Annotated in this window: 24 protein-coding genes and 1 tRNA gene; 15 read left to right on the top strand and 10 right to left on the bottom strand. The window is 65.6% G+C overall.

Annotated elements, in window-relative coordinates; genetic code table 11:
- Nucleotides 1-14: 14 nt before the first annotated feature.
- Nucleotides 15-617, bottom strand: a complete 603-nt coding sequence (locus ACAM58_RS23055) for a CDP-alcohol phosphatidyltransferase family protein (protein WP_018906208.1) — start codon at nt 615-617, stop codon at nt 15-17.
- Between the two features lie 86 nt (nt 618-703).
- On the opposite strand from ACAM58_RS23055, the gene ruvB reads away from it, so the two are divergent.
- From ruvB to ACAM58_RS23040, 3 genes are all read left to right on the top strand, one after another.
- Entirely contained in the window at nt 704-1,768 is a 1,065-nt protein-coding gene (gene ruvB / locus ACAM58_RS23050) for a Holliday junction branch migration DNA helicase RuvB (RefSeq protein WP_018906209.1), read from the top strand.
- A gap of 6 nt (nt 1,769-1,774) precedes the next feature.
- Complete coding sequence (dmeF, locus tag ACAM58_RS23045; protein ID WP_369663619.1) at nt 1,775-2,728, top strand: CDF family Co(II)/Ni(II) efflux transporter DmeF; 954 nt, start codon at nt 1,775-1,777, stop codon at nt 2,726-2,728.
- A gap of 91 nt (nt 2,729-2,819) precedes the next feature.
- The gene (locus tag ACAM58_RS23040; RefSeq protein ID WP_018906211.1) at nt 2,820-3,689 is read left to right on the top strand and encodes a UDP-2,3-diacylglucosamine diphosphatase; all 870 of its coding nucleotides are present in this window, start codon (nt 2,820-2,822) and stop codon (nt 3,687-3,689) included.
- Nucleotides 3,690-3,720: 31 nt separating this feature from the next.
- On the opposite strand, the gene ACAM58_RS23035 is transcribed toward ACAM58_RS23040, so the two are convergent.
- The 3 genes from ACAM58_RS23035 to ACAM58_RS23025 are packed head-to-tail and all read right to left on the bottom strand — an operon-like array spanning nt 3,721 to nt 5,934.
- Nucleotides 3,721-5,010 carry a c-type cytochrome gene (locus tag ACAM58_RS23035; protein WP_369663618.1) on the bottom strand — a complete coding sequence of 430 codons (1,290 nt, stop codon included), beginning with the start codon at nt 5,008-5,010 and terminating at the stop codon, nt 3,721-3,723.
- A 7-nt stretch (nt 5,011-5,017) separates the two neighbouring features.
- Entirely contained in the window at nt 5,018-5,749 is a 732-nt protein-coding gene (locus ACAM58_RS23030; RefSeq protein ID WP_015867415.1) for a cytochrome c553, read from the bottom strand.
- A complete protein-coding gene (locus ACAM58_RS23025) occupies nt 5,746-5,934 on the bottom strand; it encodes a DUF2970 domain-containing protein (protein ID WP_015867414.1) in 189 nt (62 codons plus the stop codon). The genes ACAM58_RS23030 and ACAM58_RS23025 overlap by 4 nt, the downstream gene beginning before the upstream one ends.
- A 101-nt stretch (nt 5,935-6,035) precedes the next feature.
- Between ACAM58_RS23025 and ACAM58_RS23020 the strand changes: the two genes are divergently transcribed.
- From ACAM58_RS23020 to ACAM58_RS22990, 7 genes are all read left to right on the top strand, one after another.
- Nucleotides 6,036-7,490, top strand: coding sequence for a PLP-dependent aminotransferase family protein (locus ACAM58_RS23020; RefSeq protein WP_369663617.1), 1,455 nt, complete (start codon nt 6,036-6,038; stop codon nt 7,488-7,490).
- Nucleotides 7,487-8,149 carry a DNA oxidative demethylase AlkB gene (alkB, locus tag ACAM58_RS23015; RefSeq protein ID WP_018906216.1) on the top strand — a complete coding sequence of 221 codons (663 nt, stop codon included), beginning with the start codon at nt 7,487-7,489 and terminating at the stop codon, nt 8,147-8,149. The genes ACAM58_RS23020 and alkB overlap by 4 nt, the downstream gene beginning before the upstream one ends.
- Nucleotides 8,150-8,598: 449 nt before the next feature.
- Nucleotides 8,599-8,898, top strand: a complete 300-nt coding sequence (gene hxsA2, locus ACAM58_RS23010) for a His-Xaa-Ser repeat protein HxsA2 (RefSeq protein ID WP_018906217.1) — start codon at nt 8,599-8,601, stop codon at nt 8,896-8,898.
- A gap of 159 nt (nt 8,899-9,057) precedes the next feature.
- Nucleotides 9,058-9,360, top strand: coding sequence for a His-Xaa-Ser system protein HxsD (hxsD, locus tag ACAM58_RS23005; RefSeq protein WP_018906218.1), 303 nt, complete (start codon nt 9,058-9,060; stop codon nt 9,358-9,360).
- A 5-nt stretch (nt 9,361-9,365) separates the two neighbouring features.
- The gene (gene hxsB / locus ACAM58_RS23000) at nt 9,366-10,841 is read left to right on the top strand and encodes a His-Xaa-Ser system radical SAM maturase HxsB (protein ID WP_026284192.1); all 1,476 of its coding nucleotides are present in this window, start codon (nt 9,366-9,368) and stop codon (nt 10,839-10,841) included.
- A gap of 9 nt (nt 10,842-10,850) precedes the next feature.
- Entirely contained in the window at nt 10,851-12,029 is a 1,179-nt protein-coding gene (gene hxsC / locus ACAM58_RS22995; RefSeq protein WP_038107842.1) for a His-Xaa-Ser system radical SAM maturase HxsC, read from the top strand.
- A gap of 197 nt (nt 12,030-12,226) precedes the next feature.
- Nucleotides 12,227-13,975, top strand: a complete 1,749-nt coding sequence (locus tag ACAM58_RS22990; RefSeq protein ID WP_230537918.1) for a DUF262 domain-containing protein — start codon at nt 12,227-12,229, stop codon at nt 13,973-13,975.
- A 247-nt stretch (nt 13,976-14,222) separates the two neighbouring features.
- Here ACAM58_RS22990 and ACAM58_RS22985 read toward each other — a convergent pair whose 3' ends face one another.
- Nucleotides 14,223-14,465: a helix-turn-helix transcriptional regulator gene (locus ACAM58_RS22985; RefSeq protein WP_018906223.1), complete on the bottom strand. Its 243-nt coding sequence runs from the start codon at nt 14,463-14,465 to the stop codon at nt 14,223-14,225.
- Nucleotides 14,466-14,601: 136 nt separating this feature from the next.
- Between ACAM58_RS22985 and ACAM58_RS22980 the strand changes: the two genes are divergently transcribed.
- Nucleotides 14,602-15,369 carry a hypothetical protein gene (locus ACAM58_RS22980; protein WP_155247882.1) on the top strand — a complete coding sequence of 256 codons (768 nt, stop codon included), beginning with the start codon at nt 14,602-14,604 and terminating at the stop codon, nt 15,367-15,369.
- Between the two features lie 13 nt (nt 15,370-15,382).
- The gene (locus ACAM58_RS22975; RefSeq protein WP_018906225.1) at nt 15,383-15,802 is read left to right on the top strand and encodes a hypothetical protein; all 420 of its coding nucleotides are present in this window, start codon (nt 15,383-15,385) and stop codon (nt 15,800-15,802) included.
- A 201-nt stretch (nt 15,803-16,003) separates the two neighbouring features.
- Here the strand turns inward: ACAM58_RS22975 and ACAM58_RS22970 are convergent.
- Nucleotides 16,004-16,080: transfer RNA gene (locus ACAM58_RS22970), tRNA-Met, on the bottom strand.
- Between the two features lie 148 nt (nt 16,081-16,228).
- On the opposite strand from ACAM58_RS22970, the gene ACAM58_RS22965 reads away from it, so the two are divergent.
- The gene (locus ACAM58_RS22965) at nt 16,229-16,897 is read left to right on the top strand and encodes a sigma-70 family RNA polymerase sigma factor (RefSeq protein ID WP_018906226.1); all 669 of its coding nucleotides are present in this window, start codon (nt 16,229-16,231) and stop codon (nt 16,895-16,897) included.
- A complete protein-coding gene (locus ACAM58_RS22960) occupies nt 16,894-18,150 on the top strand; it encodes a hypothetical protein (RefSeq protein ID WP_230537919.1) in 1,257 nt (418 codons plus the stop codon). The genes ACAM58_RS22965 and ACAM58_RS22960 overlap by 4 nt, the downstream gene beginning before the upstream one ends.
- A 4-nt stretch (nt 18,151-18,154) precedes the next feature.
- Here the strand turns inward: ACAM58_RS22960 and ACAM58_RS22955 are convergent, their stop codons facing one another.
- Genes ACAM58_RS22955 through ACAM58_RS22940 form a run of 4 tightly spaced genes read right to left on the bottom strand, consistent with a single transcriptional unit; the run spans nt 18,155 to nt 22,725 of the window.
- A complete protein-coding gene (locus ACAM58_RS22955; RefSeq protein WP_018906228.1) occupies nt 18,155-18,934 on the bottom strand; it encodes an enoyl-CoA hydratase in 780 nt (259 codons plus the stop codon).
- Nucleotides 18,935-18,992: 58 nt separating this feature from the next.
- On the bottom strand, nt 18,993-20,846 hold the full coding sequence (locus ACAM58_RS22950) for a M61 family metallopeptidase (RefSeq protein WP_018906229.1): 1,854 nt from the start codon (nt 20,844-20,846) through the stop codon (nt 18,993-18,995).
- Nucleotides 20,846-21,568 carry a DsbC family protein gene (locus tag ACAM58_RS22945; RefSeq protein ID WP_018906230.1) on the bottom strand — a complete coding sequence of 241 codons (723 nt, stop codon included), beginning with the start codon at nt 21,566-21,568 and terminating at the stop codon, nt 20,846-20,848. Before ACAM58_RS22945 ends, ACAM58_RS22950 begins: the two co-directional genes overlap by 1 nt.
- 20 nt (nt 21,569-21,588) lie before the next feature.
- Nucleotides 21,589-22,725, bottom strand: a complete 1,137-nt coding sequence (locus ACAM58_RS22940; RefSeq protein WP_369663616.1) for an FAD-dependent monooxygenase — start codon at nt 22,723-22,725, stop codon at nt 21,589-21,591.
- A gap of 97 nt (nt 22,726-22,822) precedes the next feature.
- On the opposite strand from ACAM58_RS22940, the gene ACAM58_RS22935 reads away from it, so the two are divergent.
- Nucleotides 22,823-23,704: an MOSC domain-containing protein gene (locus ACAM58_RS22935; RefSeq protein ID WP_018906232.1), complete on the top strand. Its 882-nt coding sequence runs from the start codon at nt 22,823-22,825 to the stop codon at nt 23,702-23,704.
- Nucleotides 23,705-23,707: the final 3 nt, after the last annotated feature.

Genomic DNA, 23,707 nt, shown 5'->3' with positions numbered 1-23,707 from the left:
TCGTCGTGTGCGGTCTACGCCGCCTCGGCCAGCGCGCGGCGCACGCGGTTGACCACCGTCCAGGCCACGAGCGCCGCGGCCAGCGGCATCAGCCATGCCGCCCAGCCCGGCAGCGGCCAGCCCAGCGCCACGTAGAGGCCGAGCGCGCCGAACACGAAGGCGCGGTCGCTCTTGCCGAGCGGCCCGTCGTAGCGGCGCGAGGCGCCCACCGTGGGGCCCAGCGCGCCCGCGAATTCGCTCAGCCCCGCGAGCACGATCACCGCGCCGACCCAGAACGGGCTGAACGGCGGCACCAGCGCAAACGGCAGGTACAGCGCGGCGTCGGACACCACGTCGGTCAGTTCGTTGAGGAAGGCGCCGAGCCGGCTTTGCTGGCCGTGCTCGCGCGCCAGCATGCCGTCGATCGCGTTGAACGCCATGCGCACGAACATCCAGGCCGGGATCAGCCCGAAGGCGGCCAGCGACGGCGCCGCAAAGAAAAGCCAGAGCCCGAGGGCGACCGAAACCGCGCACGCGGCCAGCGTGACCTGGTTGGCGGTGACGCCCATGGCATGCAGGCGCCCCACGAGCGGCCGCAGCAGGCCCTGGAACCGGGGTTTCAGTTCGTAGATCGACACGTGCCGGCTTCCCCTCGTTTGTTATATGGCCGAAGCATTCTGCCAGTGTGGCAGGCACTAAACTTGCCCTTGCAGCCTCTCATTCCATGACCATCCAGACCGACGATTTCGCCCCAGCCCCGCCCCGCGTGGTGTCCGCCGCCCCCGCTTCGCCCCAGGAAGAGGCCATCGAGCGGGCGCTGCGCCCCAAGCTGCTGGACGAATACGTCGGCCAGGCCAAGGTGCGCGAGCAGCTCGAGATCTTCATCGGCGCGGCGCGCAAGCGCAAGGAAGCGCTCGACCACGTGCTGCTGTTCGGCCCGCCCGGCCTCGGCAAGACCACGCTGTCGCACATCATCGCGGCCGAGTTGGGCGTGAACCTGCGCCAGACCTCCGGGCCGGTGCTCGAGAAGCCCAAGGACCTGGCGGCGCTCCTGACCAACCTGGAGCCCAACGATGTGCTCTTCATCGACGAGATCCATCGCCTGAGCCCGGTGGTCGAGGAAATCCTCTACCCCGCGCTCGAGGACTACCAGATCGACATCATGATCGGCGAGGGGCCTGCGGCGCGCAGCATCAAACTCGACCTGCAGCCCTTCACGCTGGTGGGCGCCACCACCCGCGCCGGCATGCTGACCAACCCGCTGCGCGACCGCTTCGGCATCGTGGCGCGGCTGGAGTTCTACACGCCCGAGGAACTGGCGCTCATCGTGCGGCGCAGCGCCGGCCTGCTCAAGGTCGACACCGACGCGGCCGGCGGCTTCGAGATCGCGCGCCGTTCGCGCGGCACGCCGCGCATCGCCAACCGCTTGCTGCGGCGCGTGCGCGACTATGCCGAGGTGAAGGGCAACGGCCGCATCACCGAAGAGATCGCGCACAAGGCGCTTGCCATGCTCGACGTCGATCCGCAGGGCTTCGACCTGATGGACCGCAAGCTGCTCGAAGCCGTGATCCACCGCTTCGACGGCGGCCCGGTGGGCCTGGACAACGTGGCGGCCAGCATCGGCGAGGAGCGCGACACCATCGAGGACGTGATCGAGCCCTATCTCATCCAGCAGGGCTACCTGCAGCGCACCCCGCGCGGGCGCATCGCCACGCTGGCGGCCTACCGCCACCTGGGCGTGACGCCGCCTTCGAGCCGCTCCGACGGACAAGACCTATTCGGAATCTGACGACCCATGCATACCCATGACCTGAGTGCCTGGCAGCACGACCATCATTTCGGCGCAGGCAATGAATCGGCCGAGCGCAGCACCCGCCTCGTGATGTGGATCACCGCCGCGATGATGGTGGTCGAGATCGGCGCCGGCTGGTGGTTCAACTCCATGGCGCTGCTGGCCGACGGCTGGCACATGAGCTCGCATGCGCTGGCCATCGGCCTGAGCGCCTTCGCCTATGCGGCGGCGCGGCGCTATGCACGCGATCCGCGCTTTGCCTTCGGCACCTGGAAGATCGAGGTGCTGGGCGGCTTTGCGAGCGCGCTGATGCTGCTCGGCGTTGCGGCGCTGATGGTGGTGGGCTCGATCGAGCGGCTCCTCTCGCCCTCGGTCATCCACTACCGCGAAGCCGTGGCGGTGGCCGTGCTCGGGCTGGTGGTCAACCTGGTCTGCGCGCGGCTGCTGGGCTCGGCGCACCATCATGGGCATGGGCACGACCACGGCCATGCGCACTCTCACGACCACCATGGCCACGCACACGGCCACGACCTGAACCTGCGCTCCGCCTACCTGCACGTGGTGGCCGATGCCGCCACCTCGGTGCTGGCCATCGGCGCGCTGCTCGGCGGCTGGTTCTTCGGCTGGTCCTGGCTCGACCCGGTGATGGGCATCGTCGGCGCGGTGCTGGTGGCCGTGTGGGCCAAGGGCCTGCTCAAGGAAACCGGCAAGGTGCTGCTCGACCGAGAGATGGACCACCCCGTGACGGCCGAGATCCGCGAAGGCGTGGAAACGATGCTGGCCGATTCGGAAACCCGCGTGGCCGACCTGCACGTGTGGCGCGTGGGCCGCGAGGCCTATGCCTGCGCGCTCACTGTGGTGACGCATTCGCCCACGCTCACGGCGGACGAGGTGCGCGCCTGCTTCTCGATGCACGAGGAGATCCGCCACTCGACCGTGGAAATCCAGCGCTGCTGAGGACGCCCCCGAAGCGCGGGCTTCGGCGCGTCATCGATATGTCACGGGACCGCCATCGCCCGGTCACGCGTTGGTGGGAGCCTACCCGTCCATGCAACGCGACGATGCTTTCCTGCGCGCATGGCGCGACACCGCGACCCGGGCTCCCGAGCCGGAGGACGACGATCTTGCGCGCCCGCCGCTGCGCTGCCGCACGCTCTGGATCTCCGACCTGCACCTGGGCACGCCCGGCTGCCAGGCCCGCGCGCTGCTCGACTTTCTCAAGCACACCGAGTGCGAGACCCTGTTCCTGGTCGGCGACATCATCGACGGCTGGCAGCTCAAGCGGAACTGGTACTGGCCGCAGGCGCACAACGACGTGATCCAGAAGCTGCTGCGCAAGGCGCGCAAGGGCACGCGCGTGATCTTCATCCCGGGCAACCACGACGAGTTCGCGCGCAAGTACCTGAACCACAACTTTGGCGGCATCGACGTGGCCGAGGAATGGATCCACGAAACCGCCGACGGCCGCAAGCTCTGGATCATCCACGGCGACCTGTTCGACGGCGTGATCCAGTGCGCCAAGTGGCTCGCGCACGTGGGCGATTCGCTCTACGAATTCACGCTCAAGCTCAACCGCCACCTCAACTCGCTGCGTGCGCGCATGGGGCTGCCGTACTGGTCGCTTTCCAAGTACCTCAAGGGCAAGGTCAAGCGCGCCGTGAGCTACGTGGGCGACTTCGAGAACGCCGTGGCGCGCGAGGCCCGCAAGCGCGGCGTGCAGGGCGTGGTCTGCGGCCACATCCACCATGCCGAGATGCGCGACATCGACGGCATCCTCTACTGCAACGACGGCGACTGGGTCGAGAGCCTCACGGCGCTGGCCGAGCATGCCGATGGCACGCTGGAGATCATCGACTGGGCGCAGCACATGCCGGTGCCGGCCAAAGCGGGGGCGCCGCGCGAGGCCGTCGCGGCCTGAGCCTGGGCCGGGCCCGCCTGCCGGTTCTTCTTCAGCGCCGCATCGTGTCGAGCTGCGTCACGGGCGCGCTGTCGTTGCCCCATGACCCGCGAATGAAGGTCAGCACCGCGGCCACGTCGCCCGCATCGAGCACCTGTCCGAACGGCGGCATGCCGTAGGGCCGCGGATTGCCCGCGGTGGAGGGCAGGTAGCCGCCGTGCGCGATCACCTGGATCAGGTTGGTCGTCTCGGCCATGTTCACGGCGCGGTTGCCCGCCAGCGGCGGAAAGGCGCCGGGCGCGCCCTGGCCCTGGTCGCCATGGCAATAGGCGCATTGCTGGTCGTAGATTTTGGCGCCGCGGGCCATGGTGCCGGCATCGCGGCGCGTGGTTGCGGCGGCCGGGCGCACGGGGGCCGCGGCTTGCGCCGGCACGCCGGGCAGGTCCTTCAGGTAGCTGGCCATCGCGGCCAGGTCGGCCTCGCTCAGGTGCTGCGTGCTGCGAAAGACCACGTCGGCCATCGGCCCCATGACCGAGCCGCGCGGCGCCACGCCGTTCTTGAGCAGCGCCACCACGTCGGCCGTCGGCCAGTCGGCCACGCCGGCCTCGTGCGGGTCGGCAAGCGATGGCGCATACCAGTTCTCCGCCGCGATCAGCCCGCCCGAAAGGCCCAGCTTCACCTGCGTGGCGCCGAGCGAATCGCGGCTGCCGTGGCAGGCGATGCAGTGGCCCAGCCCGCCGACCAGGTAGGCGCCGCGGTTCCATTCGGCCGGCTTGGCCGTGTTGGCCACGAAAGCCTCGGGCTTGAAGGAGAGCGCCCGCCAGACCGCCAGCGCGGCCTGCGTGTCGTAGGGAAAGCGCAGCCGGTGCGCCAGGTTGGGCGCTGGCGCGGGCGGCACGCTGCGCAGGTAGGCGTAGATCGCGTCCGAGTCTTCGCGCGTGACCTGCGTGAAGTTCGGATACGGGAACGCGGGGTACAGCAGGCGGCCGTCCTTGCTGCGGCCGTTGTGCATTGCGCGCCAGAAGTGCGCGCTGCTCCAGCTGCCGATGCCGTTCTGCGCGTCGGGCGTGAGGTTGCTCGAATACACGGTGCCGAAGGGCGTCTCGATCGGCAGTCCGCCGGCATAGGGCTGGCCGCCGCGCGTGGTGTGGCAGCCGGCGCAGTTGCCGGCCAGTGCAAGGTAGCGCCCGCGCTCGACCCGCTGCGGCGTGGCATTGAAGGCTTCGGCCTGTTCGGGCAGCGGGTCTTCGCCGCGCAGGTTCAGCGCGACGATGCCGCCGGCCGCGGCGCCCAGCAGCAGCACCAGAACCAGCAGCGTCCAGCCGAGGTGTCGCATCTTCATCGGCGCCTCACTTCGGCATGCCGCCGCAGCGCATCGGCAGTGCGGCGGGCAGCGATGCGGCAGGCTTCGGATCGGCCGGCATCGGCTGCACCGCGAGCCAACTGGCCACGGCGTTGATGTCGGCCGTGGTCATGCGGCGGCCGATGTCGGCCATGCAGTCGGGTGCGAGCGCATGCCGCTCGCTGGTGAGCCAGGCGCCAAGCTGCGAAGACACGTAGAGGCGGGGCAGCCCCAGCAGCCCCGGAATGGCCGGCTGCACGCCGGTGAGCGCGGCGCCGTGGCATTGCACGCAGGCGGGAATTTGCCGCGCCGCATCGCCTTCGAGCGCCAGCTGGCGGCCGCGCGCCAGCTGCGCGGGTGGCGCGTCGCTCACGGGCGAGACGGGCGGGTAGGGCAGGTCCAGGCCCGCGAAGTATTCGGCCATTTCCATCAGGTAGGCATCGGAGAGGTGCTGCACCATGTAGTTCATGTCGGCATTGAAGCGCCGGCCGTCGCGAAAGCTGCGCAGCTGGTTGAACAGGTAGCCCGCGGGCTTGCCCGAGAGGCGCGGAAAGTAGCCGGCATTGGTGGTCGCGCCTTCGCGCCCGTGGCAGGCGATGCAGGCGGCCACGCGCTGCTCGATGCCGCTCGCGGAAGGGGCGGCTGGCGGGGCAGGTGTTGCCGCCATGGCGCAGATGCCGTGGCTCAGCAGCAGCAATGCAATTGCGACGATGCGGCGGACGACGTTGTTCTTCGTCATGTGCCGGCTGCGAAGTGCGCCAGCGCCAGCAGCCCCGCAATGAGCAGCAGCACCGTGGCCAGCGCGACGCCGACGAGCGGCAGCAGCCCGACTTGTGCGGTGCGCCGGTCCGCATCCGCGCGGCGGCCGCCCAGCCCGATGAAACTCCAGAGAACCGCGCGTACCGCGCGCATGAGATTGGACATGCACCGACTGTGCCGCAAGCGCAGCCAAAAAAACAGATGCAGTTCCAAACCAAATCACCGGAGCAGATAAAGTCCCACCACCGAATGAAGACCGCCCCGCCATGAAGCGCTATGAAGCCCTTGCCGCCGACATCGAGGCATCGATCCGCCACGGCACGCTCAAGACCGGCGACCGGCTGCCCTCGGTGCGGCACACCGGCGAGAGCCGGGGCGTGAGCGCTTCCACCGTGTTCCAGGCGTACTACCTGCTGGAGGCGCGCGGGCTGGTGCGCGCGCGGGACCGCTCGGGCTACTACGTCACCGGCGGTGGGCTGCGCGATGCGCCGCCCGAGGCCAACCTCACCTCGCGCCCGGCCGAGGGGCCCAGGTCGCTCGACGTGAGCGACCACGTGTTCGACATCCTCGAAGCCAGCATGTCGCGCAAGGTGATTCCTTTCGGCTCGGCCTTTCCGAGCCCGCTCCTGTTTCCGCTGGCGCGGCTGGGCCAGTTCATGGCCGCGAGCGCCAAGTCGCTCGACCCGTGGAGCACCGTGGACGACCTCACGCCCGGCAGCGCGGCGCTGCGCCGGCAGATTGCGCTGCGCTACCTGGGCGACGGCATGCAGGTGGCGGCCGACGAAATCGTCGTCACCAACGGCGCGCTGGAGGCGCTCAACCTGTGCCTCGCGGCGGTCACGCGCCCCGGCGATTCGGTGATCGTCGAATCGCCCACCTTCTATGCGGCCCTGCAGGCGCTGGAGCGCATGGGCCTGCGCGCCATCGAGGTGCCGACGCATCCCGGCGAAGGCATCGACCTGGCCGCGCTGGAGCTCGCCATCGCGGCCCACCAGCCCAAGGCCTGCTGGCTCATGACCACCTTCCAGAACCCGCTCGGCAGCCTGATGCCCGACGCGAAGAAGAAGGCGCTGGTCGAACTGCTCGCGCGGCACGCGCTGCCGCTGATCGAGGACGACGTGTACGCCGAGCTCTACTTCGGCGACCGCCGCCCGCCGCCGGCCAAGGCCTTCGACGCGCAGGGGCTCGTGCTGCATTGCTCGTCGTTCTCGAAGTGCCTGGCACCGGGCTACCGCATCGGATGGGCATCGGCCGGGCGCTTTGCGCGCAACGTGGCGCGCTTGAAGCTGACGACCACGCTCAGCACCTCGGTGCCCGCGCAGCTCGCGCTCGCAAGCTACCTGGAAAAAGGCGGCCTCGACAAGCACCTGCGCAAGCTGCGCCAGGTCCTGGCCGTGCAGCAGGCGAGCTTTGCGCAGGCAGTGGGCCACTACTTTCCCGCGGGCACGCGCGCCACGCGGCCGCTGGGTGGGTACTTCATGTGGGTCGAGCTGCCGGCGCAGGTCGATGCGCTCGCCATCCATGCCCAGGCGCTGGAGCGCGGCATCAGCGTGGCGCCCGGGCCCATCTTCTCGGCCACGCGCGGCTTCGCGCACTGCCTGCGCCTGAACTACGGGCATGCCTGGGACGCGCAGAGCGAAAAGGCGATGCAGACCCTGGGGCGATTGGTGGCAGCCGCCGCGGCAGGCAGCCCGCCGCGCGAGAAAATCGCGCTGCCGTGACCTTCGATCTTTTCTCCGATGACCTCGAAGACGCCGCATTGCCGCGCGGCAAGGAGGCGATCGGCCCTGGCGCGTTCGTGCTGCGCGGGTTTGCGCTGCCGTATGTCGACGAACTGCTGTCCGCGCTGCACGAGGTCGAGCAGCGCGCCGCCTTCCGCCACCTCGTGACCCCCGGCGGCTTCACGATGTCGGTCGCCATGACCAACTGCGGCCGGCTCGGCTGGATCTCGGACCGGCGCGGCTACCGCTATGGCGAACACGATCCCGAAACGGGCCTGCCCTGGCCCGCCATGCCAGCGGCCTTTGCGCGCTTGGCCCAAGCCTCGGCCGCCGAGGCCGGGTTTGCGGGCTTCCAGCCCGACGCCTGCCTGGTGAACCGCTACGAGCCCGGCACGCGGCTGTCGCTGCACCAGGACAAGGACGAGCGCGACTACGGCGCGCCCATCGTCTCGGTGTCGCTCGGGATGCCGGCCACCTTTCTCTTCGGCGGACTCGCCCGCAGCGACAAGGCCGCGCGCATTCCGCTGGTGCACGGCGACGTGGTGGTGTGGGGCGGGCCCGACCGGCTGCGCTACCACGGCGTGCTGCCGCTCGAAGACCGGCCGCACACGCTGCTGGGCAGCCGGCGCATCAACCTGACTTTTCGCAAAGCGGGATGAAGCGGCCGCTCAAGTCAAATTGATGACTTGTTCCTTTTTTCTGTGCACAACTCTGTGGGTTGTCTGAGGACCGGAGTCGCCAGAGCCAGCATTGACGGGGGTTGGCACTAGGTTGCCTGCGGAATGGGCAGGGGGTGGGGCGGTGGAAAAATCGGGGGCGCGTGGAACGGGCGTCTCGAAAAAAACAAAAAAATCCTTGCGCCATGGCAGGACCGGAGCGGCAGTTGTAGGAGGAAGCGAAGGGGATTCAGCTTCAGAGCAAGAGATCAGAGCCCTAGCAGACTGGCGCCTGATCCGGAAGAGGGAAAACGCCGTTAAAAAAGCGAAATATTGCGCGAGAAAGTATTCAGAATGCCAATGAATTACTTTTTTTCACATTTTTTGTAATACTGGGTGCTACCAAAGGCCGTGAGCGCCTGTTTGCTCAGAGAGAACGGAGAGAGTGACCCATGATCAAGTATTCGTTTCTGATCCCTGTCGCGAGTGCAGTGGCGTCTCTCGCCACGGGCGCCATTGCTGCAAACACGAGCAAAGCGCTTGAGCAGCAAGCCCCCGCGGCCAAATCGATGCCCGAGCTGGGCCTTGGCGACACGTCCACCACGCAGTACCTGCAGTACCTTCGTGGTGGCGAACGGCACCTAATGCTTATGCAGCGGGATGACACTGGCGTTGTGATGGCTTATCACCAGTCCCACTCCTCGCATTCCAGTCACTCGTCCCATTCGTCTCACCGATCCTCAGCGTACTGATGCGCATTGGCGCAGCAGAACTAGCGCAGATCGTCGAGCGAATGTCCTGCTGGCGAGTGACGGTGCAAAAGGTTGAGCGGCCCCATGCGCGCTGACAAATGACTATTGGCAACTAGCCTCGTAACGAACGCGCAACTCAGCGATAGCTTCAGGTCCTGTATGTCAACTACCTTGCTCAGTTTCGATCCCCAGGTCTACTCGACTCCCGCCTTGCTCAAGGCTTGCTATCGATTCAGCGATCGGTTTGTCTTTGACGTCAAGTCGGAGTCCAGCAAGATCGAAGTCCACGTCGAAAGCAGGCGACATGACATCAGCCCCGAAGCGCTGCATTTGGCGATGCAGGACTTTCGGACAGAAGTGCTGGACCAGAATTTGAGAGAGAAGGTGAGAGCAGAAACTGAGAGCGTGCGCAACCTCATTCTGGCGCATGCTTTTTCGCGGACGGGCCTAGTCAACCAGTAGCCGTCATGAGCAAATTTCAGCCTCTCACCTTCTACGATCGCAATGGAGGTGCCGGGCGCGGTGCTGGCAAACCAAGCTACGAATTGATGCCGTTCCGATTCACAGAGTTGGACCCGCAGCGTTTCGTGCTAAGCAATCAGGCTGGAGAGTATCTGGTCTTGCCAAAAAAGGATCTGTACGACTTCGCCGAACACAGGCTCGATGCCACGACAGAGGCATATCTTGATCTGCGTTCGCATCAGTTTCTTATCGACGCTCACACAAACGTAGCGAAGGAACTGCTGGCTATCAAGGTTCGCACCCGATATGAGCGGGTAGCAAACTTCACGGGCCTACATATTTTCGTCGTCACGCTGCGATGCGAGCATTCATGTCCGTATTGTCAAGTCTCGCGGCAATCAGAGGACAGCAGCGCCTTTGACATGACGAGTGAGCAGGCCGATGCTGCCATCGATCTCGCCTTGCGGTCGCCTTCCAAGGCAATCAAGATTGAGTTTCAGGGTGGGGAACCGTTGCTCAACTTTCCACTGATTCGCTACATCGTCGCAGAGACGAAGCGAAAGGCGCAGGGAAGCAGAGAGCTCGGTTTTGTGATCGCTACGAATCTAGCCATCGTCACTGACGAGGTGCTCGAATTTTGCCGCGAAGAGGGCGTGTGCATCTCGACGTCGCTGGACGGCCCGCAGGATCTGCATAACAAAAACCGCCCGCGTACCGGTAGAGATAGCTATCAGAGAGCCATTAGCGGCATCAAACGGGCTCGCGACGCGATTGGAAAAGAGAATGTCTCTGCGCTGATGACCACTACTGAGGCTAGCCTTGGTCACGTTAAGGAGATCATCGACGAGTATCTCGCGCTCGATTTCAAGGGTATTTTCTTGCGCCCGTTGTCGCCATATGGGTTCGCGATCAAAACCAAGTCCTATCGGGCGTATAGCGTTGACCGCTGGCTCGAGTTCTACAAAGAGGGTTTGGACTACGTTATTGAACTCAACCGAAAGGGGATTGCCTTCAGGGAGTTCTATGCGTCAATGGTCCTGAAAAAGATGCTGACTTTTGAAGACCCAGGCTACGTTGACTTGATGAGCCCGGCAGGTGTTGCACTGGGCGCTATTGTCTACAACTACGACGGGGCGGTATTCGCTTCCGACGAAGCCCGAATGCTCGCCGAAATGGGGGACGATAAGTTTCGCCTTGGCCACGTGCTCGAGAACACCTATGAGGAGATCTTTCTAAACGAGACGCTTCTTGAGGCATTGGAGGCCAGCTTCAGTTACAGCGTCCCCATGTGCACCGACTGCGCTTTTGAACCATACTGTGGTGCCGACCCCGTGCAACACTGGGGTTTGCAGAAGGACTTTGTGGGACGGAAGACCGAGTCCGAGTTTTGCGCCAGAAATATGGCGATCTTCAAGCATCTCATCAAGCTCATGGAGTCCGATGCCGGGATCAAACGGTTGTTCACGACGTGGGCACAATAGGAAGATCTCATGCTAAAGCTACGTGGACGAACAGTCGCCCTAAGGAAATCGTTTCAAGAGCCAAGACTCCTCATCATCACATACAGAGCCGACATCCCTGAGAGGCTGCGGGCCAACTTCGCCTTTCTTACCGATAGCGAGTTGCCGAGTTCGGAAGGCTTTGCGGCAGTGCTGGTACGAGGGGCGGTTAGCGATGCACAACTGGATGCGTCCGGCGCCACCGATGTGTACAGACTGGGCGATGAATATCACTACCTTGATGAAGGTGACATTGTTCGCCTCAATCCGGCTCAGGATACCTTGGGCGCCCTCTTTCGGGTCAGATCACCAAACAACACGATTCTTCTGACCGAGCAGTGCAATCACTACTGCTTGATGTGCTCGCAGCCACCGAGGGCAGTCGACGATTTTTGGATCATGGAAGAAGTTCTTGAGCTAATCCGCCTGATTCCTCCAGGTACGCCCTCACTTGGATTCTCGGGAGGAGAGCCAACACTCTACGGTGATCGCTTTGTGCGTCTGGTTCGCCACGTGAAGAACCATCTTCCCCACACACACGTCGATATCCTGACCAATGGGCGGGCGTTTAAGGACCAAGGCTTCGCCGACGCTCTCGGAGATGTTCGCCATCCAAGTCTCCTTCTGGGCATCCCGCTGTATTCCGACGATCCCGTGCGCCACGACTTTGTGGTGCAATCCTCTGGAGCTTTCGATGAGACGGTGCGGGGCATCCTGAACCTGAGGCGAGCAAATGTTGGCGTTGAACTGCGCATCGTCATCCATCGTGAAACACTTCCGCGTTTGGTACAAACTTGCCGCTTCATTGCTCGCAATCTCCTCTTTGTTAGACATGTCGCGCTGATGGGGTTGGAGATCACGGGATTTACGCGTGCCAATCTCGATCAGCTTTGGATCGACCCAGTCGAATACCGAGACACGCTCTCTGAAGCGGCGGCGGTGTTGACGGACTACGGGATAAACACGTCGATCTACAACCATCAGCTTTGTCTAGTGAATCCTGACGTGTACCCCATCTACAAGAAGTCAATCTCCGACTGGAAGAACGAATTTCTGGATGAATGCGAGAGTTGCGAGCGCAAGGCCGATTGCGGTGGGTTCTTCTCCTCCTCTGTGCAATACCGTCACAGCACAAACATCCGTCCGATGCATAAGGTGCTTTCAGCATGAACCGCTAGGGACATCAGGGGGATGGTGCACTTTGAACCGCGCGTGGAGCGCATTCCGCAGGTTACGGCCTTCTGTGAGGATACCGTCCAAGACTACCGCACTTAGACTTTGCATTCGGCCAGAACGATCCGGAAAAGATTCCTGCGAGAGCAATAAGATTTTGATTTGGGAGGCTTGAAAATATGTACCAGTCGGGATTGACGATCAAGGACGCGCTCGACGCGGTGAGCAAGAACCACTATGTTCTGCCCGCAATCCAGCGGGAATTCGTGTGGAAGCCAGAGCAGATCAGCAGGCTTTTCGACAGCCTCATGCAGGGCTATCCATTCGGTACCTTTCTCTTCTGGAAGGTCGAGCCAGAAAAGAGTGCTGAGTTCAAGTTCTTTGGCTTCGTTCAGAACTTCCACGAGCGCGACGCAGCCCACTGCCCCGAATTGGGCACCTTGCCGAATCGCGAGTTGACCGCGGTCCTGGATGGACAGCAACGCCTGACCGCGCTAAACATCGGCCTTCGCGGATCAGTATCGATCAAGGAGCCGAACAAGTGGCGTTCGAATCCGAATGCGTTCCCGAAGAAAATTCTTCACCTCGATCTGATGGCATCCCGCGGGGAGGACGACGAAGGCGAGGCCTACCGGTTCCGGTTTCTCGAAACGCAGAAGGCCGCCGCTGATGATGGAGCTTTGTGGTATCCGGTTCCCGACATTCTGATGGTCCCAAATACCGCCAAGCTTTCCCAATGGCTTTACGGCAAGTTGACCGCGCGCGGCATCACTGCGGACAGCGATGTGTTCAATCGCGCGAGCGATACCTTGCATCAGCTCTATCAGGTTGTTCAAGTCGCTCCGACACTGACTTTCTACACCGAGCGCAGCCAAGAACTTGATAGAGTCCTGCGCATCTTCATTCGGATGAATTCTGGCGGTACGGTGCTGTCGTACTCGGACCTGCTGCTCAGCATTGCCGTTGCGCAGTGGTCGAAGCTCGACGCACGGCAGGAGATCCATGGCTTGGTTGATGAAATCAACAACATCGGCGCCGGATTCAATCTTTCGAAGGATTTCGTGCTCAAGGCCGGTCTGATGCTCGCGGACATCGCTAGTGTTGGTTTCAAGGTGGAGAATTTCAATCGTGCCAACATGATCACGCTCGAGAACGTGTGGTCTGACGTTCGCCGTGCCACCATCCTTACGGTGGAGTTAGCCGCCTCATTTGGCCTTGCGGAGCAGACGCTACGCGCCGACAGCGCGCTCCTGCCGATTGCGTATTACATCTTCAAGCGGAAGCCGCCCGAAAACTGGCTAGGCCACCCGTCCCATGCGGCAGAGCGCGAGAGCATCCGGAGCTGGCTGATTCGTTCGCTATTGAAGTCTTCCGGAATCTGGGGAAGCGGCCTTGACACGCTGCTCACAGCCTTGCGAGACGTGATCCGTATCGATCATCAGATCTTCCCGAGCGAGGCACTGGAGAAGGTCATGGCCGGCCGCGGCAAGTCGTTGTCATTTGGGCCTGAAGAGGTGGAAGACCTGCTGGACATGGAATATGGCGACCGCCGACTGTTTCCGGCACTCTCGATATTGTTCCCGTTCATCGACGTGCGTCAGTTGCACCACATAGACCACTTCTTCCCGAAAAGCCAACTGCAGCGCCGGAAGCTGGAGCGAGCTGGCTGCGACGCTGTGTACGTTGAAGAATCCCTCGCCGCTCGTGATCGCCTGGCTAACCTGCAACTGCTTGAAGGACTGCTAAACGTGTCAAAGAACGACAGCTTGCCCGGCCCATGGCTTGAAGCAACTTATCAGGATCCTGCCATCCGCGGGGCTGTACTGGATCGGCATGACCTCGGATTCGCGCCTGCAACTCACCAGGAGTTTCTTGCCTTCTACAACGCGCGACGAGAGCGACTTCGGGCTCGGTTCGAGCCGATCCTCGCGCGTGCGAGCTAGATCGAAAATTCCCACCACGCCGAACGCTTGCGCCGAGGCGGGCACGACGCGAATCTCCGCAAACAGTTGCGGATTCACCCGGTTGATGCAACCAAGCGAGCGGCTAGTTCTCAGCCGACTGTAGCCGCACGCTGCTGCCCTCTGGATTTTTCCGCAGCCCACCGCTTAGCTTCGTCTGCTCGTGGACAACCTGCTCACGCTTGCCGCAGGGCGCGGCAGGGTTGACCACAGGTGCAGCCGTGGACTGCTACGCCCCGGCCTTTATCAGATCCACGATGGTGCTCTCCGGTCGGAGTTTGCAGGCGCGGCACCAGTCCAAATAGAACAAGACGTCCATGTATCGCTCGCCCCGTTCGACCTTCGAAACATAGGACTGGTCGACCTTTAGCCGCGCGCCCAGTTCGGCCTGCGTCAGCCCTGCGGTAAGCCGTACCGCACGCAGGTGGTTGCGCAGGACTTCGTATCGGCGATGGTGGATGGACAGCAGCATTCATCGATGCTCATTGCCGCCCCGAAAAAGGCCATTTTGACCTTTTATGATTATGATTCTCTCGAGCCAATGATGTCACTTTGGCCTTTTTATCGATAGAAATCAGGGATCAAAAATGAAAAGCAGGATGGTTTTCTTGAGCACCGCCCTCGTGCTGGCGGCTTGCGGCGGCGGAAGTGGAGGTGGTGGCGCGCCAATGGGACCTGTCGCGGGGCTTCCCTCCACGCCGGCGCAAACGACGACGCCCACGGCACCGGCGACACCTGAGGCACAGGCTCCGGCCGAGCCCGTGGCGCCAGTCGCTTCCGCCGGCCCGACCGATACCGAAATCCTCGGCCTCGTCGATTCCACCAATCTCTCCAGCGCCGGCTACCCGTGGAACGGCCGGTACGCGGGCGTGGTGAAGCGCTGGAGCCTGCCCATCCCGGTCAAGACCAATGGCGAAGCCCGCGCGGTGCCTGCGATGGACGAGATCGAAGCGAAGCTTGGGTTTGCCGTCTTCGACCGCGCCAGCATCGCCGCCGCCGACGAGGCGACGATCACCCGCGGCATCGTGTTCCGCCAGGGCACGGCCTATCTGCCGCCCGGCGCCAATCCGCAGGGCTTCTGCGCCAACGTCAGCGATGCGCCCTTTGGTGGCGGCTGGTCCGCTTCATTGCTCAACCCGGGCGAACTCACTGGGCGGATGTACGTGAACCTGGACAACCCGCAATGCGTGGCAGACGGCGCCATCGTCATCCACGAGATCGGGCATGCCTTGGGCCTTGCAACCCACTTCAAGGGCTTTGGCGATGACGACGGGGCCATCGGGCCGGAGTTCTGGCCCGTGCTGGCGACGCTCTATGCGAACGCCATCGGTACGCCCAAGGCGTCCGTCCTCATCAAGCAGATCGACAAGAACTGAAGGAGGGGACGCAATGAAACTGATCGAAGGCAGGCTCACGCGGCTGGGCGAGTCGACCGTGAACATGAAGAACGAGGTGGTCAAGTATTCGCTCATCCAGATCGGCGACAAGACGCTGACGAACGTGATGATCGACCGCAAGCTCAACAACTTCCTGCAGGACGGGGTCGAGACGGAGAAGGCCACGCGGCTTTGGTTTCTCAACGGCGGCAAGATCGTGATGGGTGTGCAGGTCGGCGACGACACGCGGTACTACGGCACGATCAATCCGTTCTTCTACTTCGCGATGCTGTTCAATGTGGTGTTCACCGGCATCGTGTTCACGTATCAGCCACTCGGCGCTTTGGCGTGGGCCGTGCTCATCTACGCGATCGGCGGACGCCGATGGCTGGACTACCGCAGGGTGGCGGCTGCCGGCGGCATGAAGGTGTGAGGGGCACGGCCAGGAAGCCAATTTCCATTTGGATGAATCCGGCTGGGTGCTGGTGAGCCTGGGCGGCGAATAGGCCGCCGCCAGGCTTTGCTGCGCCGCCGGGCCCTTGCTCGGGGCGTGCGAAGCCCCAAACAAAAAAGCCCTAAGTAGTTGATTTACTTAGGGCTTTTTGACTTTTGCGGAGCACCGCAGAAGTGGTGTTGGTGGCTCTTCACGGACTCGAACCGCGGACCTGTGGATTATGATTCCATCGCTCTAACCGACTGAGCTAAAGAGCCGTTCGGCACAGTTTTGTGCCGAGCCCAAGATTATAGCGCAGGCTGCGGGCCCGGAATCAAGCCCGCCGAGCCGCACACGGTGTCTTTTTTGCGATGGCCAACCCCGAAGCCGGGCGCCGCCCGTACAACCCCGGGTGAAAATCCGCCGATGTCTGCGCTGCCCCGCGCCCCTTCCGCCAAAGCCGCCACCGAGCGCGACGCCATGCCCGACGACCAGTTGATGCTGGCCTACGCGCGCGGCGACGGCGCGGCGTTCGACGTGCTCTACGCGCGCCACGAGGGCGGGCTGTTCCGCTTCGTCAAGCGGCTGCTGGGCGCCCGGCTGGCCGCGCAGGCGGACGAGGTGTTCCAGGACACCTGGGTGCGCATCATCTCGGCGCGCGACAGTTTTTCGCCGCAGGGCGCCGCCTGGCGCACCTGGGCCTTCACGATCGCGCACAACCTGGCGATGGACCGGCTGCGCGTGAGCGGGCGCGAGGTGGCGCTCGACGCCGCGCATCCGGACGATGGCGAGGACGCCTTTCCCACGCTCGACCGCGGCGTGCGCGGCGCGATGGATGCCGCGGCGCATCCATCGGCCGAAGAACTCGCGTTCTGGCGCGCCGCCGGCCGGCGCCTGCTGGCTTGCCTCGACGAACTGCCTGCCGAGCAGCGCGCCGCGTTCCTGCTGCACCACGAAGACGGGCTGACGGTCGAAGCGCTCGCGGCCAGCCTGCAGATCGGCTTCGAGACCGTGCGCAGCCGCCTGCGCTATGGGCTGCAGAAACTGCGCGGCTGCATGGAGCGCTACCTGTCGGTGCTGGAGCAGCGCGCATGAACACCGGCGGCGGCAACGGCACCCCCGGCTTCGACGATGGCGGCGAGGACGCGGCGCTGCGAGATCCCGCACTGCGCCGTGCGCTCGACCACGCGCCTGACAGCGACGCACTGCCCGATCCGCGCACTCGCGACGCGATCCGGAAGATGGCGCACAACCTCGCACCCGTTCCCGCGGCGGCGCCAGCGGCCGAAGACAAGAGTGCCGTGCCGTGGTGGCGCCGGCTGTTCGGCGGTGGGGGATCGCATGCCCGCATGCCGTGGAACGCGGCCTTTGCGACCGTGCTGCTGGCCACCTTCGTGACCGTGCTCTGGCATCGCGAACCGGTGCCCGATGCGCGGCTGGATGGAGAGGCGGGAGTTGCCTCCGCGCCTGCGACTGCTCAGGAGGCGGCGCCGTCTGCGGCTGCGGTTCCGGCACCGGCCGCGGCACCCGCGCCCGCGCCAGCTACCGCATCGGCCCCGCCACCGGCACCAGCGCAAGCCCAGCCGCAGCTGCAGGCCGAAGCGGCGCGAGACACGGTGAGCGAAGAGTCCATGCGAAGCAGGGAGATCGCAGTGCGCCGATCGGCGCCGCCGCCCTCCGGCAAGCAGGCTGCTGCACCAGCGCCCGAGCCCCAGGCCAGCCAGGTCGCGCCAGAGCCGCCGCCCCTGCCAGCGTCGCTTCCCGCACCTGCGCCACCTGCAGCAGTTCCACCGGCACCAGCATCATCACCAGCAGCGATCGCGCCGCCGCTGCCTCCTGCGCCCATGGCCCCCGCAGCGCCGCCCGCCACCCGCGAGGCCGCCGGTGGAGGCGTTTCTGCGTCTTCTCCAGCCCTGTCGGCACCGCAGCGCAGCCCCAGCGCCGACGCCGCCTCCGGCATGCTGCGCTCGGCCCCCGCGCCGCGCGCGGCCGTGATGGCAGGCAAGGCCGCGGCAAGTCCGGCTGAAGGTGCGTTCTCGGCGCTCGACCAATGGACGTCGTTGAACGCAACACGCGCCGGGCAGAGCGTGCGCCATGCCCGCGGCGACACCGAGGGGCTGGCCGCACTGGTCAACACGCTGGCTCGTTCGGCCACCGCGCCGGGCGCTGAACCGGCCGCGCCCGTCGAGACGCGGCTGGAGCTCTACCGCGGCACCACCCTGCTCGCAGTGCTAGAGATCGCGGGAAACAAGGTGCGCTGGACGCCGCAGGGCACGGCAGCCGGCGCCTCGGTCGGCACACCGCCGGCGCAGGCGCTGGCCGAATTGAAGGCGCTGCTCGCGCGCTGATCGCTCAGGCGTTCTTGAAGTCCGGCTGGCGCTTGGCAAGGAAGGCGTCCATGCCTTCCTTCTGGTCGGCCGTGGCAAACAGCGCATGGAACAGCCGGCGCTCGAACATCACGCCGTCGGAGAGGCCGCTCTCGAACGCGCGGTTGACCGACTCCTTGGCCGCCATCACCGCGATCTGCGAGTAGCCCGCGATGATCAGCGCAGCGCCGAGCGCTTCGTCGGCCAACTGCGCATAAGGCACCACGCGGCTCACGAGGCCCGCGCGCTCGGCTTCGGCGGCGTCCATCATGCGGGCGGTGAGCGCCATGTCCATCGCCTTGCTCTTGCCCACCGCGCGCGGCAGGCGCTGCGTGCCGCCGGCGCCGGGGATCACGCCGATCTTGATTTCGGGCTGGCCGAACTTGGCGTTGTCGGCCGCAATGATGAAGTCGCACATCATCGCGAGCTCGCAGCCGCCGCCCAGTGCAAAGCCGCTCACGGCCGCGATCACGGGCTTGCGGATCGAGCGGATGGTCTCCCAGTTGCGCGTGATGTAGTCGCCCTTGTAGGTGTCGATGAAGCTGTACTTGGCCATCGCGGCAATGTCGGCGCCGGCCGCAAAGGCGCGTTCGCTGCCCGTCACGATGATGCAGCCGATGGCGTCGTCGGCATCGAAGGCCTTGAGCGCGGTGCCCAGCTCGGTCATGAGCGCGTCGTTGAGCGCATTGAGCGCCTTGGGCCGGTTGAGGGTGATGATGCCGACCTTGCCTGCTTCGGTCCGCACTTCGATGTTTTCGTAGCTCATGGGTGTCTCCAAGGGAAGGTGAATACGCGATTCACTGTATACAGGCTATAGGCGCGGATCAGCGCCGCGCGCCCGGCGCGAGCCAGGCCGCGATCTTTGCTGCGTCGTGCGAGAACAGGCGCCAGGTGGTGGCGCCCTCCGGCAGCACCAGCGGCAGCCTCAGCAGCTTGCGGTCGCGCGCCACCAGCGCGGTGCAGCGGGTGGCGTCGCCGAGGTACAGCGCCAGGTCGTCGAGCTTGGCGATGCGCCAAGCCTGCGCGGGGCGCTGCTGGCCCTTGCGGCCGATGGCGGGCAGTTCGATGCCGATCCATTCGTCGTTGGCCGAGAAGCCGGCCTTTTCGGCGGCGCCGCCGCGCAGCACTACCTTGACCTGGACGCTGCCGTTGGCCTCGGCCACGCGCAGGCCCAGCGCCTGCGCCTGCTGCGACGGATCCTCGAGCGCAGCCACGCCGTGCGCGCGCAGCAAATCTGCCAGCGGCAGCTCGTCGGTCGAGTGGATCCACTGCGCGATTTCCGCCGCATAGGAGCGGCCGCCCACGGCCTGGAGCGCGGCGGCCATGTCGGCTTCGCTGATCGGGCCGCCGCCTTGGGTCCACAGGTGGCGCATCACGTCGTCGAGCGTGCCCTTGCCTTCGCGGCGCAAGCTGAGGTCGAAGCACAGCGCCACCAGCGCGCCCTTGGTGTAGTAGCTGACGGTGCCGTTGGGCGTTTGCTCGTCCTGCCGGTAGTACTTGACCCAGGCATCGAAGCTCGCCTCGGCCACCGACTGCACGAGCCGGCCCGGCGTCTGCAGCACCTGGTTCACGGTCTTGTTGAGCAGGCGCAGGTAGCCCGCGTCGTCGATGCGGCCGGCGCGGCGCAGCAGCAGGTCGTCGTAGTAGCTGGTGAAGCCCTCGAAGAACCACAGCATCTGCGTGTAGTTCTCGCGGCTGTAGTCGTAGTGCGCGAACTCGGCCGGGCGCATGCGCTTGACGTTCCAGGTGTGGAAGTACTCGTGGCTGATGAGGCCCATCAGCGTGGTGTAGCCCTCGGGCTGCTTCTTCGCGCCGCGCTGGGGCAGGTCGCGCCGGTTGCAGATCAGCGCGGTGGAGTGCCGGTGCTCCAGCCCGCCGTAGCCGTCGTCCACCGCGTTGAGCATGAACACGTAGCGGTCGATCGGCAGCTTGGGGCCGCCTCGCTTGCCGGCCTTGTCGCCGTGCCAGAAGCGGATCTCGGCTTCGCAGATGGCCTGGGTGTCGGCGATCAGGCGCTCGCCGTCGAACGAGGCGGCGGCACCTGCGATGACGAAGCGGTGCGGCACGCCGCAGGCCTCGAACTCGGCGCTCCAGAAGGGGCCCATCTCGACCGGGCTGTCGGCCAGCTCGTCGTAGCCGGCCGCGAGGTAGCGGCCGAAGCCGTGCTTGTCGATCTTCGAGGGCACGAGCGCGGTGGCGCACGACCAGCGCGCATCGTCGCCGGGCGGCAGGGCGGGCGCGCTGATGTCCAGCGCATGCGGCGCATCGGTCTGGCCCTCGACCCGCAGGCACAGGCTGGTGCCGTTGAAGAAGCCGCGGCCGGCGTCGAGCCAGGCGGTGCGCACCGAGTTGTCGTAGGCGCAGACCTGGTAGTGCAGCACCAGCGGCTGGCCCGGCACGCAGTCGACCTGCCAGCTGCACTTGTCGAGCTGCGTCAGCGCGGGCTTGCGGCGTCCCTGCGTGGCGCGCAGGCTTTGCAGGTTCTTGGCAAACTCGCGCACCAGGTAGCTGCCCGGAATCCACACCGGCAGCGCCACGCGCTGCTGCGCGGCGGGAGCCTCGATGGTCAGGGTGACGGCGAAGAGGTGCGCATGCAGGTCGGCGCACTCGATGCGGTAGTGCACCGCGGCCGCCGGCGCAGCCGCTCGCGCGCGCCGGGAAACGGTCGGCGCGGCCATCAGTTGATGGAGGCGGCGAGTTGCTTCTCGACCTGGTCCGCGGGAATGGCGCCCGGCGTGCGGGTGCCGTCGCTGAAGATCAGCGTGGGCGTGCCGGTGATGTTGTACTTGCGGCCGAATTCCACGTTGCGCTGCAGGGCCGTGACGTCGCAGCCGGTTGCCGCGGTGGCGGGCTTGACGCTGGTTTCCATCCAGTCGCCCCAGGCCTTGCCCTTGTCCTTGCTGCACCAGATGTCGCGCGACTTGACGGCCGAATCGGGACCGAGCACCGGGTAGAGGAACAGGTAGACGGTGACGTTGTCGACCGTCTTCATGTCTTTCTCGAAGCGCTTGCAGTAGCCGCAGTTCGGGTCTTCGAACACCGCCAGCTTGCGCTTGCCGCTGCCGCGCACGATCTTGATGGCGTCTTTCATGGGCAGCTTGTCGAACGAGACCTGGCTGAGCTTCTCGATGCGCTCCTCTGTCAGGTTCTTGCGCGCATTCACGTCGATCAGGTTGCCCTGCAGCAGGTAGTTGCCCTGCTCGTCGGTGTAGTAGATCTGGAAGCCGTTCACGCGCACTTCGTAGAGGCCCGGCAGCGGCGACTTGGTGACTTCGTCGATGGCCGGGAACTGCGGAATGCGCGCCGGAAGGTTCTTGCGGATCTCGGCCTCACCGGCCAGGGCCGTGGCGGCCGCAGCCAGCGTGCAGGCGGCGAGAAGAAGGTTGCGTGCGAGTTTCATGGGAAGTCCGGTCGATGGATTCATGCCTTCAAGCCCATCGCCTGGTTGGCGATCCAGTGCTTGAGGAGGCGCGTGCGGTCGAAGCCGCGCATGCCCCAGTTGCGCAGCGCGGGCAGGGGGCCCACGCTGTGCGAGAACAGTTGCTGCAGGCCGTCGGTGGCCAGGCTCATCTGCAGCACGTCGGCGCGGCGCGCGCGCTCGTAGCGGCGCAGCAGGCGCGGGTCGCCCACGCTGCGCCAGTACTCGCGCTGCCGGATCACGTCGGCCAGCATGGCCGCATCGGCCAGGCCGAGGTTGAGGCCCTGGCCCGCGAGCGGATGCACCGTGTGGGCCGCGTCGCCGGCCAGTGCCCACGACTGCGCGGCCGCACCCTTCGCCTGCGGCAGGGTGCCGGTCCAGCGGTCGGCGATGGCGCGCGCGAGCGGCCAGGCGGCACGTTCGCTCGTGAGCCGAAGCGGGCCGAGCGCGCCATGGCTGGCTTCGCTCACCGCGGCGTTGAATTCCTCGTCGCCTTGCGCCAGCAGCGCGGGCGCGCGAAGCTGGTCGACCGACCACACCAGCGCCAGCGAACGGCCCTGCACGCCGCCCATCGGCAGCAGCGCCAGCACCTCGCCCGTGTCGTTGAACCACTGGCGCGCCACGCCGTCGTGCGGCTGCGCGGCTTCGAGCCGCGCCGCAATCGCATGCTGCGGATAGCGCGTGACCGCGTAGCTCACGCCGAGGGCGTCGCGCGTGGCGCTGGCCTTGCCTTCGCACACCACGGTGAGCGGCGCGGACACCGGCTCGGAAACGACTTCGACCTGGGGCTGGAAGCGCACCGCATCGGCCAGCTGCTGCTCGAGCGCCGGCACGTCGACGATCCAGGCCAGCGCATCGACCTTCTGCCGCACGGCGCTGAACTGCACGCGCCCGCCTTCGTCGCCGTGCACGAGCATCTCGCGCACCGGCGTGGCATGCGCCGCGTCGGGCCAGGCGCGCAGCGATTCGAGCAGGGTGCGGGAGGCGGTGTTGAGCGCATAGGCCCGGATGTCCTGCTTGCCGGCCGCGGCGGGCGGAACCACCAGCGCGACGCGCACTCGCTCGCGTGCGAGCAGCAGGGCCAGCGTGCGGCCCACGATGCCGGCGCCGCGAATGCAAACTTCAGGAAGGAGGGCCATCCGGCCATTGTAAGAACAAGCCCGTTCCCGGGCTGAGCCCCCGGCGGCCGATGCGGGACAATCGCTGCCCAATTCCAAGGAATCCAAGGAACCCCACGTGCCACAGCCCGCCTTCGACATTGAAGCCACCATTGCGCGCCTGTTCGTCTACCCCGTGAAATCGTGCGCGGGGGTCGAGCTTCCCGAGGCGTTGCTGACCCAGACCGGCCTGGAATTCGACCGCGCCTGGATGGTGGTCGATGCAGAGGGCGAGTTCGTGACCCAGCGTCAATTGCCGCGCATGGCGCTGATCCGCCCGCAGATGAAGCACATGGAAGTGGTGCTGCGCGCGCCGGGCATGCTGGCCCTGCACCTGGCGTTCGACCGGGTCGAGCAGCCGGTGCGCGTGCGCGTCTGGAAGGACGAGGTCGCGGCCTACGACATGGGCGACATCGCCGCCCAGTGGTTCAGCGACTTTCTCTCCGAGCCGGGCAAGCCGCAGGCACTGCGGCTGGTGCGCTTCGACCCCGAGCACAAGCGCCTGTCGAGCCTGCAGTGGACCGATGGCGTCGAGGCGACGAACCAGTTCGCCGACGGCTTTCCGCTGCTGGTGGCCAGCGAGGGATCGCTGGCCGAACTCAATGAGCGGCTGGCCGCCGCGGGCCACGATGCAGTGGGCATCGAGCGCTTCCGGCCGAACATCGTGCTGGCCGGCATCGAGTCGCACGACGAGGACCGGGTCGACGCGCTGCACGTCGCCACCGGCGAAGGCGAGGCCGAGCTCAAGCCGGTCAAGCCCTGCACCCGCTGCCCGATCCCGGACATCGACCCGGCCACCGCCACGAGCAGCCCCGAGGTCGGCGACATGCTGCGCACCTACCGCGCCGACCCGCGCGTCGACGGGCGCATCACCTTCGGCATGAACTGCATCGTGCTGCAAGGGGTGGAGCACATGCTCAAGGTGGGGCAGGCGGTGGGCGCGAACTACCGCTTCGAATAGCGG

The organism is Variovorax sp. V116, assembly GCF_041154435.1.
GTDB lineage: Bacteria > Pseudomonadota > Gammaproteobacteria > Burkholderiales > Burkholderiaceae_C > Variovorax > Variovorax paradoxus.
The sequence above is the reverse complement of the archived record's forward strand: the minus strand, read 5'-3'. Positions and strand labels throughout refer to the sequence as shown.

Excerpts from the sequence above, each read along its gene's own strand:
- ACAM58_RS22940 (WP_369663616.1), bottom strand. The coding sequence starts at position 22,725 with ATGGCCCTCCTTCCTGAAGTTTGCATTCGCGGCGCCGGCATCGTGGGC.
- dmeF (WP_369663619.1), top strand. The coding sequence starts at position 1,775 with ATGCATACCCATGACCTGAGTGCCTGGCAGCACGACCATCATTTCGGC.
- hxsB (WP_026284192.1), top strand. The coding sequence starts at position 9,366 with ATGAGCAAATTTCAGCCTCTCACCTTCTACGATCGCAATGGAGGTGCC.
- ACAM58_RS22965 (WP_018906226.1), top strand. The coding sequence starts at position 16,229 with ATGTCTGCGCTGCCCCGCGCCCCTTCCGCCAAAGCCGCCACCGAGCGC.
- hxsC (WP_038107842.1), top strand. The coding sequence starts at position 10,851 with ATGCTAAAGCTACGTGGACGAACAGTCGCCCTAAGGAAATCGTTTCAA.
- ACAM58_RS23035 (WP_369663618.1), bottom strand. The coding sequence starts at position 5,010 with ATGAAGATGCGACACCTCGGCTGGACGCTGCTGGTTCTGGTGCTGCTG.
- hxsD (WP_018906218.1), top strand. The coding sequence starts at position 9,058 with ATGTCAACTACCTTGCTCAGTTTCGATCCCCAGGTCTACTCGACTCCC.
- ACAM58_RS22950 (WP_018906229.1), bottom strand. The coding sequence starts at position 20,846 with ATGGCCGCGCCGACCGTTTCCCGGCGCGCGCGAGCGGCTGCGCCGGCG.
- ACAM58_RS23030 (WP_015867415.1), bottom strand. The coding sequence starts at position 5,749 with ATGACGAAGAACAACGTCGTCCGCCGCATCGTCGCAATTGCATTGCTG.
- ACAM58_RS23020 (WP_369663617.1), top strand. The coding sequence starts at position 6,036 with ATGAAGCGCTATGAAGCCCTTGCCGCCGACATCGAGGCATCGATCCGC.
- ACAM58_RS23025 (WP_015867414.1), bottom strand. The coding sequence starts at position 5,934 with ATGTCCAATCTCATGCGCGCGGTACGCGCGGTTCTCTGGAGTTTCATC.
- ruvB (WP_018906209.1), top strand. The coding sequence starts at position 704 with ATGACCATCCAGACCGACGATTTCGCCCCAGCCCCGCCCCGCGTGGTG.
- hxsA2 (WP_018906217.1), top strand. The coding sequence starts at position 8,599 with ATGATCAAGTATTCGTTTCTGATCCCTGTCGCGAGTGCAGTGGCGTCT.
- ACAM58_RS23040 (WP_018906211.1), top strand. The coding sequence starts at position 2,820 with ATGCAACGCGACGATGCTTTCCTGCGCGCATGGCGCGACACCGCGACC.
- ACAM58_RS22955 (WP_018906228.1), bottom strand. The coding sequence starts at position 18,934 with ATGAGCTACGAAAACATCGAAGTGCGGACCGAAGCAGGCAAGGTCGGC.
- ACAM58_RS22985 (WP_018906223.1), bottom strand. The coding sequence starts at position 14,465 with ATGCTGCTGTCCATCCACCATCGCCGATACGAAGTCCTGCGCAACCAC.
- ACAM58_RS22975 (WP_018906225.1), top strand. The coding sequence starts at position 15,383 with ATGAAACTGATCGAAGGCAGGCTCACGCGGCTGGGCGAGTCGACCGTG.
- ACAM58_RS22960 (WP_230537919.1), top strand. The coding sequence starts at position 16,894 with ATGAACACCGGCGGCGGCAACGGCACCCCCGGCTTCGACGATGGCGGC.
- ACAM58_RS22945 (WP_018906230.1), bottom strand. The coding sequence starts at position 21,568 with ATGAAACTCGCACGCAACCTTCTTCTCGCCGCCTGCACGCTGGCTGCG.